The sequence below is a fragment of the Paenibacillus sp. TCA20 genome (assembly GCF_000732325.1).
GTDB classification, from domain to species: Bacteria; Bacillota; Bacilli; order Paenibacillales; family Paenibacillaceae; genus Paenibacillus; species Paenibacillus urinalis.
The window spans coordinates 136,869-154,471 of the sequence record NZ_BBIW01000012.1; the positions used below are offsets into that span (position 1 = coordinate 136,869).

The following is a 17,603-nucleotide window of genomic DNA, read 5'->3' on the forward strand; positions in this document are numbered from 1 at the left end:
ATAACGATGAGTTTAGAATATTTGTGGAGTATTACTCTGCCCATGCTGGAAGGGGCAAGAACGACCGTGCTGTTATTTTTTACAGCCATTATATTATCTATACCGCTCGGCTTTGGCATTACTTTAATGGCAAACAGCCGATTTAAGCCGGTGTCCGCAATTGCGCACAGCTATATTTACGTCATGCGCGGCACGCCGCTGCTGCTTCAGCTGCTGTTCTTCTGTTACGGCCTGCCGATGCTTCCGGTGGTCGGAGAGTATCTGGTACTGGATCGCGGCGTTGCGGCCGGAATTGCCTTTGTACTGAATTATGCTGCGTATTTTGCAGAGATCTTCAGAGGCGGTCTGCTGTCGATTGATAAAGGTCAGTATGAAGCTTCACAGGTGCTTGGCTTAAGCAAATGGCAGACAATGATCAGAGTTATTCTGCCCCAGATGATTCGAGTGGTGCTTCCCTCCACAGCGAATGAATCTATAACCCTGGTCAAGGACACCGCGCTTCTCTATGCCGTTGCTGTTCCCGAGGTATTGCACTTTGCACAGACCGCAGTCAATCGGGATGCAACCATTATGCCTTTTGCCGTGGCAGCTGTTGTCTACCTGTTAATGACGCTTGTACTTACTCTCTTCTTTAAAGCGCTGGAGAAGCGGTTTCGGTTTGAATAAACTTTAAAAGGAATGTCGCGTGATGACCAATATGATAGAAGTCGTGAATCTGCAAAAATCGTTTGGAGATTTGCAGGTATTAAAAAAAGTGGATTTTGATGTAAAGCCAGGCGAAGTTATCGCAGTGATCGGGCCGTCAGGCTCAGGCAAGAGTACAATGCTTCGCAGCCTGGTTAACCTCGAATCGGTGAATGGCGGAACGATACGCATCGGGGGAGAGTCACTCGTGAGCGAAGGCAAATATGTGAGTGCACCTGAAATCAAAAGAATTACCTCCCGAATGGGAATGGTATTTCAGCACTTCAATCTGTTTCCGCATCTCACGGTTCAAGGAAATCTGGAGCTTGCTCCCAAAATGGTCAAGAAGGAGAATGCAGCGGCCATTAAACCGCGGGTGGCAGACCTGCTCGCTAAGGTCGGTTTATCAGATAAAGCGAATGTGTATCCGGCTAGCCTGTCCGGTGGTCAGAAGCAGCGTGTTGCCATCGCTCGGGCACTCATGATGAATCCCGAGATTCTCCTGTTCGATGAGCCGACATCGGCGCTTGATCCCGAGCTCACGGGAGAAGTACTGCGGGTTATCCGCAAGCTGGCCGATGAGAACATGACCATGATCATCGTTACGCATGAGATGAATTTCGCGAGAGATGTCGCGGACCGTGTTATATTCATGGATCAAGGTGAGATTGCCGAGGCGGGTACACCCGAGCAAATCTTCGGGAATCCGCAGCTTGAACGGACGAAGGCATTTCTTATGCGTAGTGAGTAGCTTGCTGTAAGCTAAAGTGATATAAACTGGAATTTTGCATCGAGTCACTATGCAAAAATTCCTAAACAGCCAATAACCTTTGCTCTGGCGAGCAAAGGTTATTTTTGTATGAGAGGGGATACGGGGGAACGTGAAGAGGATAAATGCCGACATATATGCTATACAGTTAAGAATGCTGGAGGGGCTGCTGTGTGCCGGTTGAGACAGGTCTTCTCAGACCCAAATGCTCCCGCAGTGTACTTCCGGTATACTCCTTCCGAAATAAATTTCTACGCTGAAGCTCAGGTACGACGAGATCGACAAAGTCGGTTAAGCCTCCAGGCAGATACGGGGCCATCACATTAAATCCGTCAGCAGCACCGCCATTGAACCAAGCTTCCAGCTGATCCGCAATCTGAACGGGCGTTCCCTTGATGCTCCAATGTCCGCGTGCACCGGCGATGTGCTGGTACAACTGGCGGATCGTGTAGCCTTCGCGGTCAGCGATGTCTTTGAGAAGAAGGAAGCGGCTCTTCTGACCATTGATTTGCGAGAGATCAGGAAGTTCAGGCAGGGGACCATCTACAGGATAAGGGGAGAGGTCGTAGCTGATCAGACCTGATAACAGTGCTACACCGACTGTAGGATGAATCAGCTCTTTCAGCTTGGATTCTAGTTCATCAGCTTCTTCTTCGGTTCTTCCGATGATAGGGAACACGCCCGGCATGATTTTTACATCCTCGGCCATTCTGCCATAGTGCTGCAGCCGGCCTTTTACATCTGTGTAAAACTGCTTCGCTTCATCAAATGTCTGCCAGGCGGTAAAGATCGCCTCCGCGTACTGTGCGGCAAAATCCCGGCCAGATTCCGAAGCTCCGGCTTGAATGATGACAGGGTTGCCCTGCGGAGGGCGGGAGATATTCAGCGGTCCCTGCACCTGAAACCATTCTCCCTTGTGATCGAGGGCGCGGATCTTATCAGGAGCGGAGAACACGCCCGATTCTTTATCCTTAACAACCGCATCGTCATCCCAGGTATCCCACAATCCGGATACGACATCTACAAATTCTTTGGCACGATCATATCTCAGCTCATGGAGCAGATGATTCTCTTTCCCAAAGTTCAGCGCTTCAATTTCACTGCCGGAGGTCACCACATTCCAGCCTGCCCGGCCATTGCTGAGATGATCCAGGGAGGCAAACTTGCGGGCAACATGGTAAGGCTCGTTGTAGGTGGTGGAGACGGTGGCTGCCAGTCCAATACGATCTGTAACTGCAGAGAGAGCAGATAGTAAGGTCAGCGGCTCAAATGTTGCATTCACCGCCCGGCCTTCTATTGATTTATTTCCTTTTGCGGCAAGACTGTCTGCCAGAAACACCATATCGAATTTACCCCGCTCAGCGGTTTGAGCAAGCTCCTTGTAGAACGATAAGTTCAGCACACCATTCACATCTGCATCGGGATGGCGCCATGCAGCCACATGATGACCTGGAACCATCAGAAAGGCGCCTAGCTTCATTTCTCTCTTGGACATACTTTGCCTCCTCCTGACAACCAAAAAAAACCGAAGATCAGACTCTTTCCTAAATAGAAAAGAATGATCTCCGGCTGTCCGGTTGAATGTAGTATATTCCGACTGGAATAGTTATAAATTTATTAAAAGCATAATAACATAGGAATCCAAAATTTAGCAACTACTTTTTGTTCGGTGACGATTCATCCTCATCCTTACTATCACCGACGAGATCACGAGCAGAAGATTTGAACTCGAACAAGGTCCGACCTACGGCGCGTCCAAGCTCAGGCAATCTGGAAGGTCCGAATAAGATCAGGACCAGTACCAGAATCATAATGATTCCGGTTATTCCTATATTCTGGAACATAAGATGTCCTCCTCATGTAGTAATTGATTATTTTTTGGGAAATACAGCGACAGCCTCAATTTCGATCAGCCAATCAGAGCTTACGAGACTGGCCACACCAACAGTGGAGCGAGCGGGCTTGACTGGATTTTTTTCGTTGTTAAAAAATTCGCCATAAGCTTCATTCCAGCCTGCATAATCGAATATGCCTTCCTTCGCGGCGTCCGCCGTCAAGTAGGCGCGGAGATAGACAACATCCTTCATAGAGAGACCCTGATCCTTAAGCTGCTTCTCAATGGATGCCAGAACACCGGCCGCCTGAGTCTTGGTATCTCCATATCGCTCATAGATGGTCTTACCTTCTTTATTCAGTACAGGTGGAACTGTGCCGCTCGTGTACAGATAGGCAGCCCCTTCCGGTACAACGACACCACCCGAAATACTAGAGCTTGGATTACCATAGAAGACAGTACCATTATCAGGTGCTGCGGCTTGTATTGGGGCGGGCTCAGGCACCGATACGGTTCCCTGAACTTCGATAGGGGCTTTATCTGCTGCATAAGCGGTTGCACTTAAGCTTGCCATGAGTATAGCTGCGAGCGTTAAACTTTTTATTTTTTTGTTCATCATAAACTTCTGCCTCCTCTGGACATTCATATACCTGGATTGAAATACACTATTGCCAATCTATTCTGTGATAACTGTAGGCTATCCCGTATGCATTAAGCCTTCATGACACGTTGATGAATATCTTTAACAACAGCTCTTGCGGAATCAATGGCCCCGGCCTGCCAAGCTACGATATGGCTGATATGATCTCCTGCAAGATAGATTCGGTTGTCCGGCTGGCAGAGGGTCTTGTACATTCCTGCACGCTCCTCGGCATTATAGGATACCCAGGCACCTTCTTGATATTTAATTTTTTTCCAGTCGATGGAGAACGAATTCTCGAATTCTGTCTTGTATTGAGGATGGATCTTGGCTCCTTGATTCAGTGCATGCCGTTCCCGTTCTATGTAGCTCATACTGCCCAGCTTGTCCGCATTTGCTCCGGTTGCATAATAGCCGAGCAGGATGCCCTTCTTGCCAAAGTAGTCTGTAGGAGGATAATAGATTTGGGTGATGTCCATATTGGTGAGGCTGTTGCCGCCGAAGAGCAGCTCATCCTCTTCCCAGAACCTGCGTTTGAATTGCAGGCCGATCTTACCCGCAGATGCGTATCTTGCGTTCTGAATTGCACTTTTCATGGATGGAGAGAAGTCACCTGGAATCGTTCGAAGAACGGAGAGGGGAATCGTACAGATACAATAATCTCCGATTATTTCCTGTTCCTTTTTGTTCTGGGTAAAGCGAACCCGCACGCCATCCCCGGATTGCCGTATCTCGGTAACAGGAGCATTCAGCTTGACCCGGTTGCCAAGACGCTTCTCAAATCCCTTCACGATCATATCCATACCGCCGACAGGATGGAACATCATCATTTGCTGGTCATAACCATATTCATTGCTGAAATAATTACCGAATCCGGATTGAAGAATGGCTGTGAGATCAAACGGATCTCTTACAACGCCTGCATCCAGGCGGCTGCCCGGCTCTTCCTTATATCCGCCGCGGGAAGAGCCGCGGTAGAACAGGTCGGCATTCAAATCCCCTTCCCGCCGGAGATATTCAACCAGCTTTTCTTTCTCCTCTGGGGTAATAGGGAGATCAAGAGCAGACTGATTGACAGCCTTGGCGAGCATTTCGGAGACATAACCGCGCACATCGGCTTTGGCTGCACGCTTGGTAATTCTTTGTCCGGAGAGTGCCCCCACATTCTCATTGTAATAATAGCCGCTGTCGTTCACATTGTTGAAGGGCTCAATCGGGATATTGAACTCCCTGCAATATTCGAGAGTGGAATGAAACTGGGGAATCCGCATCGGTCCTGCATTGAAATACAGATCGCTGCCGAATTGGGAGTATTGCCGTGTTCCGCCGATTTCCTGATTCGTGGTTCCTTTGCGAATGCTCCAATTCCGGCCGCCCGCAAAAGGCTTCGCTTCCAGCACGGTACACTGATATCCGGCTTTGCCAAGCTCATAGGCCGCGGTTAATCCTGCGATGCCGGCACCCAGGATAATAATCTTCTTGCCGTTTCGATTGCTCAGCGCAAGATCGTTCTTCCCGGGAGGCGTATAATCCTGAGCTTTCATCGTTTCTGGAGAGAGAAGACCCAAATTGCCCATTAGACTGAAGACGGCAAGAGAACCCCCGACCTTGCCAACTGTCGATAGGAATTGTCTTCTTGTCATGTCCTGAGGCTGTTCAGCATTGCTCATACTATACTTCATCTCCTTTGTGCGTATTAAGAACCTTTGTGGAGAAGATATTAGCAGACAAGAAGCTCTATTGTCTCAATTTTTGTAAGGAAATCTAACACACTTTTTTTGTGATAGTAACTTCGAATCGATTAATTTCTTATCAATTTGCTTCAATCTATTGAATTTTGTTCGGAAAATCCTTAAAATTGTTGCCATAACGATAGTTACTATCATCGACAGCTAAATACCCTGCTAAATCTGTTCATCAAACATAGTTTCAGGAGAAGATACTCCAGTAATATGGCAAGTATTCTAACATTAGGGGTGTTTGTGATGAATGATCAAATTATGAGCATTGGCATGGTGAAAGAATTGACGGGGTTATCGGAGAGGCAAATTCGTTATTATGAGGAGAAGCAGCTTGTCTTTCCAGCACGAACGAAAGGGGGAAGTCGAAGATATTCATTTGAGGATGTAAAGAAAATACAAGAAATTCATCGCAAGCTAAAGGAGGGATATAATACCTACGAACTTAAGGCTAAGAATCGGCGGCAGAGCAGCGTGATATAACATTTCGGCAAGATCGCAGATTTTGCAACCGCTTTTTGCCACTATTCGACAACAATCTTCACATTCATGGTATATAATGCACTTATCTATAACTGCTAAATTTGAAAACAGGCATAGGGGAGTGCAAAAACGATTGTTAATCCATCGACTCAAGTTAATTTTCTTTCCGATTAGCTGCTTGCTGATCATTATCGCATCTTCTATTTTGGGTCAGAGCACGCATCGTTTGTGTGCCATGATTGTCGTGAGCATTCTGTTGTTGTTATCCGTAGTATTAGATCATAAGTATCCGCGGTTTCTCTGGGTTCAGCTGATTCTGCTCGGCATTTTTCAATATATCACCCAGCTGAACTGGTGTGTACTGCTGTACTACATTATGATCATGACGATTTTTGATAAGAAACAATCCTACAAGAAAACATTGCCTGTCTCTGTACTGCTTATCCTGCAGTATACCATTATTCGGTTTAGTTACGTTCCTATAGGGGCGTATAATATCCTCGTTACGATTTTTGACTTCTTGACTTTAATTTTTATCGTTTTTCTATTTCATTATGTCATTCGTGCCGAATCAGAGAAGCAGGTCCTTCTCGATAAGAATGACTATCTCACCACTCACGATCCGCTGACCGGCCTTCTTAATTACCTTGGATATATGAACGAGATACAAGCGCTGATATCCAAAAAGGTTCCTTTTTATTTAATTCTGCTAGATCTGCAAAATTTCAAATCTTACAATCATGATGGCTTGGAAAGCGGGAATGAGGCGCTCATTAACCTGGGTAAGGCACTTACCTCCACTTTCCCTAACGCGTATGGTGTTTCCAGATATGCAGGAGATCGTTATGCCTTACTGCTGCCCACTGAATATTATATGCCGGATCATATTGGTGCATTGCTGGAGATGGATTCACTCGGTTACCAGGTATCGTACAGCTTCGTGTCTCATCCTGAGGAGAGTGAAGATCATAATCAGCTCATTATGAAGGCAGAGGACAAGCTGTTTCAGATGAGGCGGGAGCAGTGGCTTCAGCGGGAGGAGGACTTGTTCAGATCGGAGAAGATGAAGGTTGTCGGTGAACTGGCAGCAGGAATGGCTCACGAGGTCCGCAATCCGCTTACTGCGATTCGGGGATTTGTACAGCTGTCCAAGATTCAGTCCTACAATATCAAGCCCTGGTATGAGGTTATTATGAGTGAGATTACGAGAGTAACGGAGCTGACCGCCGAATTTCTTCAGTTCTCCAAGCCACATGCCAGCAATATGAGATCAGAGTCGCTGACAGTGTGTACGGAAAGGGTTATTTCCCTGTCGGAGTCAGACGCGATTTCGCGAGGACATCAGCTGACTTTGGACATTGAGGACGAGTCGATGTACATCTATATGGATCGAGACAAGATTGTTCAAGTGCTGCTTAATCTCGTGCGCAACGCGCTTGAGGCGATGGAGACTCCTGGTGAAGTGAAGATTAGAGTGAGCCGGGCTGACAATAAAGCGGTCATCCAGATTCAAGACACTGGAACAGGAATTGCTCCTGATCAGCTTCATCAGATCTTCAATCCCTTCTATACGACAAAGGAGGATGGAACAGGACTTGGTCTGTCTCTCTGCCAGAAGATTGCCCAGGATCACAAAGGCTCCATTACGGTACATAGTGTGCTGGGAGAAGGCTCGACGTTTCGATTGATATTGCCTGTATTGTTAACGGATGAATCAGGCCCCGAGTCCTGATCAACTGCTGCAATAAGAAAGAAGCCTGACGGGGATATCCGTGCAGGCTTCTTCTTGCTGTGCTCGATCGGGATACAGCTACATGTGTATAACCCGAGCTTCATGTATTTAGCTTCTCAATTTCTCAAAGTCAATTTCAGGTACGAGACCTTCGGCAGCAGCACGGCCCAAGAGAGCTTCAATCGCTCCGAAGCCTTCCTCACCCAGATTTCTGGTGAATTCATTGACATAGAGATTGATATGCTGCTGTGCAACTTCAGGGTCCATTTCTTGTGCATGAGAAAGAATATAGGGTCTGGACTGCTCGGGATGCTTCCAGCCATAATCAACGGAAGCTTGAATCCAGGAGGTGATCTCAGCAGGATCAAGACTGCGGCGCGCAACGATGGCACCGAGCGGAATCGGAAGACCCGTATCCGCTTCCCACCAAGTACCCATATCCGCCATTAGTGAGAGGCCGTATGACGGGTACGTAAATCTGGCTTCATGAATAACGAGACCCGCATCGATCTTACCATCGCGAACGGCAGGCATAATCTGGTCAAATGGCATAACCACAATTTCGCCGATGCCGCTAGGCACGTTCTGGGCAGCCCATAGCCGGAACAGAAGATAAGCGGTAGAACGCTCGCTAGGCACAGCAATTCTTTTTCCAGAGAGTGATTCCGGCTTGGTATTCTGATCTGCTGTCAACACCAGGGGACCGTTGCCTCTGCCAAGGGCACCGCCGCATGGAATGAGGCGATATTCATCAGACAGCCATGGCAGGGCGGCGTAAGAAATTTTGAGGATATCATAGTCACTTGGCTTCGTAACAAGCGTATTTGTCACATCAATATCTGCGTATGTAACCGTGAAATCCGGTGTATTTGGGATCTGCCCGTGGACTAGAGCATGAAAGACAAATGTGTCATTGGGACATGGTGAGTAAACAATGTTCATGTTCATAATTACAAGACCTCCGATAATTTCTGGCTGGCTGTGGTTAGAGCTTGCAGTGCTTCTGGAATGCGCCACGCATCCCGGTTACGGGGACCCACGGTATTAGAGATGGCTCTAATCTCGAGTACGGGTACATTCATATAGCTTGCCGCAGCGGCGACGCCATACCCTTCCATGGATTCTGCGTATGCTTCTGGAACACGTCTTAACAATTCCTCGGCGGTGTGAGCTGTTCCCGTTGTAGTTGATACCGTAATAATGGGGCCGTAGTGGACAGGTAAATCTGTTGATGTCTGTAATGCGGATTGAATGGATTGAATCGCTTCGAAATCGGCGGTCACTCGTGATCTGCCGAAACCGAGCTCGTCCACACTGCGGAATCCTTCCGCCGTCTCGGAGCCTAGATCCGCTTGTATCATTTCTGTAGAAATAACGACGTCTCCGATTCCGGCACGCCCCGGGAAGCCGCCGCCGATTCCTGCATTAATGACCAGCTTGTACGAATCAGAAGCCAGTGCTGCTGCGGTTGCTGCCGCGGCGGACGCAGGTCCGGCTCCTCCTGCAATGACGTGATAATACTCCGGGACTTTCAGGCCGTCCTCTATAGCCTTCCGCTCTGCCTCAACGGCAGTGACGATCAAGATTCGAGATGACATGATGCAGCTCAGCTCCTTCTGGTGACATAGAAACAGGTGTGTAATGCGATTTAATTATATCATTTTTGAGAAAGTGGCATGACAAAGTGATTATTGACAGTTTAATAGTTAACTGTATTATAAGTAATAGTACAGTTAATTCAGTGTTATGCATTAACTTTGGGCTCTACATCGTTACATTGGTATTGATTATTTATGAAGGAGGTATCCGATGTTTGAACTGGACGTGCGCAGCCGTAAACCGATATATGAGCAGTTAATTGAACGCATTAAGGAGTTGATTATGATGGAAATGCTGAAGCCAGATGAGCAGCTGCCCTCTGTGAGGCATTTGTCAGCCGAGCTTACCGTGAATCCGAATACGATTCAGAAGGCTTACCGTGAGCTGGAACGGGACGGGTATATTTATTCTTTGCAGGGCAAGGGAAGTTTTGTTGCTAAGGTGGAGCATAGACCTCTTGATCAGAGAAAACAGGAACTGAAGCTGGAGATACATAAGCTGCTTACGGAAGCAGTCTATCTGGGAATGACAGAAGGTGAAATCAGGGAGATTTATCAGAAGGCACAGCAGGATCGTCATTTGGATCGGGTAGAGGGGGAAGAGCATGATTGAAGTATCGGGTGTAACGAAAGTATTTGAGACAGAGGCAGCGGTGAATCATCTGTCCCTTACTGTTCGGAAGGGCTCGATATTCGGCCTCTTGGGATCGAACGGAGCAGGAAAGACGACGCTGTTAAAAACAATGGCAGGAATCTATAAGCCTGACAAGGGAAGTGTCTCCATTGACGGCGTACCCGTTTATGAGAATACACAATTAAAAAGCCGGATTATTTTTATGTCCGATATTCCTTACTTTTTCCCTCATACATCGATTCGCCAGATGGCTGCCTTCTACAAGCGAATGTATCCCGGGTGGAATGAAGAACGGTTTCGTCAGCTGGAATTGGTGTTCAAGCTGGACCTTACACGGAAGCTGTACCGAATGTCTAAGGGGATGCAGCACCAGGCTGCAATTATGCTGGCTCTTAGCTGTATGCCGGATGTATTGCTGCTGGATGAACCCATCGATGGGCTTGACCCGGTCATGCGCAAGATGATCAAGAATTTATTATTCCAGGAGGCAGCTGAACGAGAGCTGACCGTCGTTATTTCTTCTCATAATCTAAGAGAAATCGAGGATATGTGCGATCATATCGGGATCATGCATAACGGAGTGCTCATGGTTGAGAAGGACCTGGATGATCTGAAGGCCGATACCCACAAGATTCAAGTAGCCTTCCGAGATGACCGTCATGAGGAGACCCTGTCCAGCCATGTTCGCATACTGCATGGAGAGAAGCGGGGAAGTGTGGAAATTTATATCGTGAAAGGCGATGAGCAGGAAGTGAAGGAAGCATTCAAGGCTTACGATCCTTATGTGCTTGATATGCTGCCTCTCACGCTGGAAGAGATTTTTATCTATGAAATGGAGGACGCTGGCTATGACATCCATCCGATTATTCTTTAACCGTGGAGTGATTCTCCAAGATCTGAAGCAGCATGGATGGATTGGAATCTTGTATCTGCTGGCTCTGGCCTTTTTGCTGCCATTTGTTATGCTGGTTCATCCCGTTAGTGGAGGCCAGGGCAGAGAGATCGATTCTTTGTTTGATGTTTCAGACGATCTGACGCTTAATCTGCTGCTGATTTTTCCGATCTTTACCGTAAGCTTTATTTTTCGATATTTGCATAGTAAGGCTCCGTCCGATTTATATCACAGCTTGCCGATTACACGGAACCAGCTGCTCACATCACATTTGTTCAGTGCACTGATCCTCATGTTAGTACCGGTGTGGGTAATTGCTGTCGTAACCGCATTGATTCGTTTGTTTGCAAGTAATCACTACATATATGAGCTGTCCGTTGTCTGGGAATGGGCGTGGCTGTCTACAGCGATCATATTATTTTTGTCTGGACTCACGGTCCTGCTTGCAGTAAGTCTTGGACAAACGATCCTTCAGCTGATTGTAACCTATGGTCTGCTCCTGACCCCGGCCTGGATCCTTGTGCTGGGTGTCATTCATATGGAGAGATTTCTATTCGGCTTCTCTAGTGAATATTATGAAATGGGATATAGCACTGGATTTGAACTGGGCACTATTTCGCCATTTCTGAGGCTGACAGGACTGTCAGGTCAACCGTTCGGCTGGATGGAGATTCTTATTTACTTGCTGTTAGGTGTCATGTTTATTATAATCAGTTATTTCTTATATCGAAAAAGAGATACGGCCGCCTCAGGACGAGCTATTGTCTTTCCATTTATGACACTCCTGTTCCGTCTGCTGGTCATGCTGTTTATATCCATGGCATTAGGGGCCTATCTGTCCGAGGCGAATGGATACAGTACTCGTGGTTTAATAATTGGTTATCTCATCGGAGGGATTCTAGGCTGTCTTATTGCTGAGATGGTCGTCCGCAAGACTTGGCTCATATGGAGCAAACGCACACTCGCAAGCTCGATAGGATACAGTCTCTTGCTTCTTCTGCTGCTATATCTGCCTGTATCCAATATCGATGGCTTTGAAACTCGTGTCCCTAAGGCGGAGGACATTAAAGGTGTCGCTGTATCTGAGCATTTTACTAACCTCATTGATATGGATGAGGTAAATCAAATGCAAATTCCAGCGAAGCTGACCAGCAAGAGCTTCAGTCAGAATCCTGCCTATATTGAAGCGGTGCTTCAGCTGCATCAAGAGCTTATTGCCCAATATGAAGCAGGTGAGATCACACCTGTAAAGACTTCAGACCGTTCAAGAAATTTAGTTATTGCTTACGAGCTAGAGAGTGGGAATAAATGGGTTCGCGAGTATGAGCTGCAAGAAGGTCAGCTGGAGAACAGTCTAAGGAAGGTTATGGAGCACGAAGAGTATAAGAAGCAGTATGTTCAGAGCACCCTTCTGGATGAAGATACATCGAGAATTACATTAACAAGCTGGGAGGCGAATAAGAAGGTTACAATTAAGGATCCAGAGGACATTAAGGAATTTAAGCAGATCTTACTTAAAGAAATAGTGAGCATGAGTTATGAGGAACAGCTTGAGATGGGAAACAGCTGGGCGACAATTGAGCTAACGAGTCCCAATCTACGTTACGGAAGCTATCAGTATCAAGAATGGAGCAAATCCTATGAGGAGCTGGAAGCCTGGATGGTAGAGAAGGGTCTTGCTGATCAAGCCAGAATGAATCCTTCAGATATCCGCGAAATGACAGTGACAAGAAACATTCCGAACACCGGTTTCTCCGGCAGTCAAGAGGATATGGAATTAAACGAGAAATACTATGAACATATGGCGCAGCTATCTGGGGAAACGAGCGTAACAGAGGAGGTCAGTCAGTGGGATGTGCTAACACATCGAAAGGACCTGTCCGTATACGATGATTACAATTTGGATACCCCCTATCTCGTCAAGATCAAGCTGAATACAGGCGAAGTATTTATTAACGGCATGGAGCATTTTCCAGAGGGTATGTAGAGCGTGCAGCTTGACGCTAGGTGGAAAATGAAGTATATATGAATAGATCCGATTTGAATATGAGCGGCTTATGAGGAAGAACCCGTAAGAACAGGCAGGATGCCTATTCTTGCGGGTTTTTTGTGTTTATGCGTTTTTATTGAAGTGGATCAGAGTAAACAATCGAAGTGAGAAGGGAGAATGAACGAACGTGAACAAGTCTAGTGAGATTCAAACATCAGGGATTAGGAAGGGGAGCGTGCGAAGTACATGGTGGAAAAAAGGCGGGCTGCTGCTCGCCTCCATCGGCCTAGCGATAACGCTAACTGTACCTTCAGCTCTTGCGGCAGGGTTCGAATTGTCCATTACGGGCAAGAAGATGCTGGATCAAACCGTATCGTCGTCGGGCTCTGCCATCTCGTCAGCGCTGCGTAAGCAGGAGAGCAGGCTGAAGACCCTCCATCAGCAGGATCAATCCGTTGATCAGCAGATCCGGACGATCTATTATGCGAATAAGGAATCGGAAACGAGACTGCTTGAACGACTCAGACAGCATGAAGCTGCACAAATTGATAAATTAACACAGGATGTAACGAGCACGAAGAAACGGTATGAACCGCTGTTTGCCCTCTATTCCTCGCTGAACAAGGAACTGACCCTCGTAAGAAAGCTGAAGAACAAGAATCTGACGGCTGCAGTGAAGTCACAGGTAGACTCAACCAAAGTCGCGGTTACGCTCGCAAAGGAAGAGATCAAGCGTAAACAGGACAAGCTGACCGCGGCTAAAAAGGCGAGAGATGCCGAAGTCAAGAAGGTCAGGACAGCACTTGCGCAGAAAAATCCGGTCCAGGTACAGATTAGAGCAGCCAAGAGCAATATATCTGCAGCAAAGAAACGATTTACACAGGAAATGAAGAACTTCAATGTTGTGACGAAGAAGAAGGAGGGCACAGCGGTTCTCTCATCGATTACAGCATTATGTACCATTGCAGAGGACATCGTAAGACAAAAGGAAGAACAGTATAAACTAGAGTCGAAGGTGAAGCAGGTCATCGCAGGAGCGGGCAAGCTGCTCTAATCCTCCTCATACTCATTTTATATTGAAGATGAAGCAAGGCTGCACGTCATATATCACCATTCATGAAGAAGTCGTGACGATGTGCAGCCTTACCTCAATATCATTCTATTTCTATTCGAAGTCTCGAAATAGATCGCGAGCTTATTTATGCTCGTCAAACCAGCGGACAATATGATTCAAGCGTTTGACACGCAGACCTGGATGTCCCCCGCGTGACAGCTCATGACTGGATTTCGGGAACCGGATGAACTGTGTCTTCTTGCCAAGCCGTTTGAGTGCGATGAAGAGCTGCTCTGCCTGCTCGATCGGACAGCGAAGATCCTCTTCGCCGTGAAGAATCAGAAGTGGAGTCTCCACTTGCTCGACATACGCCAGGGGAGAGTGCTTCCACAATAATTCGGTATTCTTCCATACGTCACCGCCAATTTGATCCTCTGTGAAGAAGAATCCGATGTCGCTGACGCCGTAGAAGGAGATCCAGTTGGAGATGGAGCGCTGTGTAACGGCTGCCTTGAATCGATTCGTATGCCCTACAATCCAGTTGGTCATAAATCCACCATAGCTTCCACCTGTTACGAAGAGCTGAGATTCATCAACAAAATCGTACTTAGTTAATGCATAGTCTACAGCTTCCATGAGATCTGCGTAATCTCTGCCGCCGTAATCTCCACGCACGGCATTAACGAATTCCTGGCTGTATCCGTGGCCGCCGCGCGGGTTCGTATAAATGACGGCATAGCCTCGAGCTGCCAGCAGCTGAAATTCAAGCATGAACGTAAATCCATACATGGCATGCGGACCCCCGTGAATTTCGAGTACAGTCGGAATTTTCGTCCCGCTCGGTGTTCCTGCGGGCTTCATCACCCAGCCTTGAATCGCTTCCCCGTCTGATGCCTTATAGTAGAATTCTTCCGGCTGAATGAGCTCGATTTCTTGGAGGAAGACCTCATTATGCTGTGTAAGTCTGCTCTCGAGCTGTGATTCGGTATCGAGGAGGAACAGATCTCCTGGCTGAGCCGGATCTGCAGCAGCAAGAATGAATTTCTCATCAGAGGACTTCTCGAATTGATAAATGTCTCTGTTGCCTTGCGAGATCCATTCGTAGCCCGAACCATCTGCTGCGATCTTCACTAGATGAACGCCGCCCTCACGCGAGACCAGACTGTACACCGATTGACCATCCTCACTGAACACGGGTCCGTTAGAACGAGTGCCGGATCGCATGTCGGTTACCATGGAGTTTGTGAGCTGGATATCATACGCTTTCGTTACGGATAGCCATTCACCGTCCTGAACAGGACGAATGAACAGATTCACTTGAGTCGCATTATGATGAGAACGATCACTTCCGAAGATGGCTAGCTTCTCGCCATCCGGAGAGTAGCTGACTGCATATACTGACCATTCGGAAGAGGTGAGCTTCCGGCGATTCTCTCCACTTGCGTTTATGACGTAGACGTCGGTAATTAGACTGAGATCTGGGTCTGAATCATCCTCTGGTATTTTTGCAACGAAGGCGATATTCTCTCCATCCGGTGACCAGCAGAAATCTCCGATGTCATAGTCTCCACCTGTTAACGGAGCTGCGTCGGCATTGGACCCTAATTGCTGTATGTATAAATGAGATCTGCGCCCGTTCCAGCGCCCGGTGCCGTCTGCTTTATAACGAATTCGATCAATGATTTCTTCTTCCAGCGGCTTCTTGGAATCTGCTGTTTCTGTCTTTGCATCTTCCGATGTATTCGAATCTGTCTCAGTGGACTGTGGCTCAACTTGCGTACGGAACAACAGCTTGCTGCTGTCCGGTGACCAGGCAAATCCGCTTACGCCATGCTCAGCATGGGTAACGACCTGCGCCTCACCGCCATTAGCAGGGATGACCCAGACCTGTGGTTTATCTTGATAGTTACGTATAAAAGCAAGCTTTCCTCCATCGGGGGACCACATCGGCTGACGATCCTGTTCACCGCTTGTAAATACGATATCCTCATGACTGCCCAGCTCTACCATCCGGATATGAGAGCTATATCCGTTACGTTCCTTGTTAACGGTCTTGGATACATAAGCCACACGTTCTCCATTGGGAGAAATAGAAGGGTCGCTTGTCCAGATGAATTGATACAGATCTTCTGCTGTAATGCCTCGTTTATCACTCATACGTATGATCCTCCTAAATCGAAGTCGTTGGAAAGTATTGTCGTTCTTTACTATCATATCTCAATAAATTGATTGATCACAATGTAACTTTAAATGATAGATAAGCAGGAACAGGAAGGAGGGGGAATTCGATAGGCTTGGAGAATTAATGCCCTGGAAACCGATCTGTTGATTAGAAGTCCGCTGGTGATGCAGCAAAAATAAGCCTAATCTCTAATCGAGATTAGGCTCTAAGTCATTTAAACACTGACTGTAATGGAACGGTCAGCCAGCTTTTTCTTAACTAAAGGCATCAATAGACGACCTGAAATCTCGGCTTCCTCCAAATGTGGATATCCGGAGAGGATAAAGGAGCTGACTCCCGCATCCACAAATTCCAGCAGTCTGTCCGATACCTGCTCTGGTGTTCCGACGAAGGCTACGGCACCCCCGCCGCGGACAGCAGATAGGCCGGACCATAGATTAGGTCCGATAATATAGTCCTGCTCCTTCGATTGCTCATACAGATCCATTTGGCGTTTCTGGTTCGTCGCATCTGTCTTGGCATGAAGCTTCTCCTGACTCTTCAGCTGATCCGGTTCAACCTTGCTTAGAATATTCCAGGCGGCTGCCCAAGCTTCTTCCTCTGTCTCACGTACGACAAGCTGAGCTCTTATTCCGTACCGAAGCGTGCGTTCTACACCTGTGTTGTCTTTCAGCTCCGCAAGATGCTGCTCCATCTCGGCAATTTGTCCTTGAATCCATTCCACCGGCTCAGCCCACATCAAGTAGACATCCGCGCTCTCCGCTGCAACCTTCTTGCCTGAAACAGAGCTTCCTCCAAAATATAGCGGTGGGTGTGGATTCTGCACAGGAGCAGGCTTGCTTACACCACCTTCAACCGCGTAATGTTTGCCTTCATAATCAAATCCTGCTCCGCTGCCATCTTCGCCCCAGACACCTTTAACGACATCCAAAAATTCCTTCGTCCGTTCATAACGTTCATCATGGCTTCCATGAAGCGGGTCGCCGGTTGCCTTGAGATCCTGAGGATAGTGGCCAGTAACAACATTGATAAGCGCACGGCCACCGGACATTTGATCCAGAGTGGAGGCCATACGGGCTGCAAGCACAGGTGAGATCAGCCCTGGACGCATTGCAATAAGCGGCTTCAGCTTGGTGGTATGAGCCGCGACCCAAGAGCCGACGATCCATCCATCCCAGCAATCTCCTCCGGCAGGAATGAGTGTGAACTCGTACCCTGCTTTTTCTGCGGCTTGTGCCACCTGTACGAAATACTCCTGGGAAGGCTTGCGCTCGAGTAAGGTACCAATATATCTTCCATCCCCATTCGTGGGAATAAACCAACCAAACTCTACGGATTGTGCTGCTGTGCTCATTATCATGCACTCCTTTCA

16 protein-coding genes are annotated in these 17,603 nt (G+C 47.6%); 8 read left to right on the top strand and 8 right to left on the bottom strand.

Annotated elements, in window-relative coordinates:
• The first annotated feature begins 6 nt into the window (after positions 1–6).
• The gene (locus tag TCA2_RS20400; protein ID WP_047913447.1) at positions 7–666 is read left to right on the top strand and encodes an amino acid ABC transporter permease; all 660 of its coding nucleotides are present in this window, start codon (positions 7–9) and stop codon (positions 664–666) included.
• A gap of 19 nt (positions 667–685) precedes the next feature.
• On the top strand, positions 686–1,435 hold the full coding sequence (locus TCA2_RS20405; protein ID WP_081872695.1) for an amino acid ABC transporter ATP-binding protein: 750 nt from the start codon (positions 686–688) through the stop codon (positions 1,433–1,435).
• Between the two features lie 166 nt (positions 1,436–1,601).
• Here TCA2_RS20405 and TCA2_RS20410 read toward each other — a convergent pair whose 3' ends face one another.
• The 4 genes from TCA2_RS20410 to TCA2_RS20425 all read right to left on the bottom strand — a co-directional run bounded on the left by TCA2_RS20410 (position 1,602) and on the right by TCA2_RS20425 (position 5,597).
• Positions 1,602–2,948: an LLM class flavin-dependent oxidoreductase gene (locus tag TCA2_RS20410; protein WP_047913449.1), complete on the bottom strand. Its 1,347-nt coding sequence runs from the start codon at positions 2,946–2,948 to the stop codon at positions 1,602–1,604.
• 160 nt (positions 2,949–3,108) lie between these two features.
• Positions 3,109–3,297, bottom strand: a complete 189-nt coding sequence (locus tag TCA2_RS20415) for a twin-arginine translocase TatA/TatE family subunit (RefSeq protein ID WP_047913450.1) — start codon at positions 3,295–3,297, stop codon at positions 3,109–3,111.
• Between the two features lie 27 nt (positions 3,298–3,324).
• Entirely contained in the window at positions 3,325–3,906 is a 582-nt protein-coding gene (locus TCA2_RS20420; protein ID WP_337999912.1) for a RidA family protein, read from the bottom strand.
• Between the two features lie 92 nt (positions 3,907–3,998).
• Complete coding sequence (locus tag TCA2_RS20425) at positions 3,999–5,597, bottom strand: flavin monoamine oxidase family protein (protein ID WP_047913451.1); 1,599 nt, start codon at positions 5,595–5,597, stop codon at positions 3,999–4,001.
• Between the two features lie 315 nt (positions 5,598–5,912).
• On the opposite strand from TCA2_RS20425, the gene TCA2_RS20430 reads away from it, so the two are divergent.
• Both TCA2_RS20430 and TCA2_RS20435 read left to right on the top strand, forming a co-directional pair.
• Positions 5,913–6,149: a MerR family transcriptional regulator gene (locus TCA2_RS20430; RefSeq protein WP_047913497.1), complete on the top strand. Its 237-nt coding sequence runs from the start codon at positions 5,913–5,915 to the stop codon at positions 6,147–6,149.
• Positions 6,150–6,282: 133 nt separating this feature from the next.
• Positions 6,283–7,881 (top strand): ATP-binding protein, encoded by a 1,599-nt coding sequence (locus TCA2_RS20435; RefSeq protein ID WP_047913452.1) that lies wholly within the window; start codon positions 6,283–6,285, stop codon positions 7,879–7,881.
• A 108-nt stretch (positions 7,882–7,989) separates the two neighbouring features.
• Here TCA2_RS20435 and TCA2_RS20440 read toward each other — a convergent pair whose 3' ends face one another.
• Entirely contained in the window at positions 7,990–8,823 is an 834-nt protein-coding gene (locus TCA2_RS20440; RefSeq protein WP_047913498.1) for a 1,4-dihydroxy-6-naphthoate synthase, read from the bottom strand.
• Between the two features lie 8 nt (positions 8,824–8,831).
• A complete protein-coding gene (locus TCA2_RS20445) occupies positions 8,832–9,479 on the bottom strand; it encodes a futalosine hydrolase (RefSeq protein WP_052512248.1) in 648 nt (215 codons plus the stop codon).
• A 211-nt stretch (positions 9,480–9,690) separates the two neighbouring features.
• Here TCA2_RS20445 and TCA2_RS20450 point away from each other — a divergent pair, with 211 nt between their 5' ends.
• The 4 genes from TCA2_RS20450 (at position 9,691) to TCA2_RS20465 (ending at position 14,049) form a co-directional block, all read left to right on the top strand.
• Complete coding sequence (locus tag TCA2_RS20450) at positions 9,691–10,092, top strand: GntR family transcriptional regulator (protein ID WP_047913454.1); 402 nt, start codon at positions 9,691–9,693, stop codon at positions 10,090–10,092.
• Positions 10,085–10,987 (top strand): ABC transporter ATP-binding protein, encoded by a 903-nt coding sequence (locus TCA2_RS20455; RefSeq protein WP_047913455.1) that lies wholly within the window; start codon positions 10,085–10,087, stop codon positions 10,985–10,987. Before TCA2_RS20450 ends, TCA2_RS20455 begins: the two co-directional genes overlap by 8 nt.
• Positions 10,962–12,992 (top strand): sulfite exporter TauE/SafE family protein, encoded by a 2,031-nt coding sequence (locus TCA2_RS20460; protein WP_047913456.1) that lies wholly within the window; start codon positions 10,962–10,964, stop codon positions 12,990–12,992. The genes TCA2_RS20455 and TCA2_RS20460 overlap by 26 nt, the downstream gene beginning before the upstream one ends.
• Before the next feature lie 190 nt (positions 12,993–13,182).
• Positions 13,183–14,049 (top strand): hypothetical protein, encoded by an 867-nt coding sequence (locus TCA2_RS20465; protein ID WP_152557814.1) that lies wholly within the window; start codon positions 13,183–13,185, stop codon positions 14,047–14,049.
• 141 nt (positions 14,050–14,190) lie between these two features.
• On the opposite strand, the gene TCA2_RS20470 is transcribed toward TCA2_RS20465, so the two are convergent.
• Positions 14,191–16,206 carry a S9 family peptidase gene (locus TCA2_RS20470; protein ID WP_047913458.1) on the bottom strand — a complete coding sequence of 672 codons (2,016 nt, stop codon included), beginning with the start codon at positions 16,204–16,206 and terminating at the stop codon, positions 14,191–14,193.
• A gap of 239 nt (positions 16,207–16,445) precedes the next feature.
• Positions 16,446–17,585, bottom strand: coding sequence for an LLM class flavin-dependent oxidoreductase (locus TCA2_RS20475; RefSeq protein WP_047913459.1), 1,140 nt, complete (start codon positions 17,583–17,585; stop codon positions 16,446–16,448).
• Positions 17,586–17,603 lie beyond the last annotated feature (18 nt).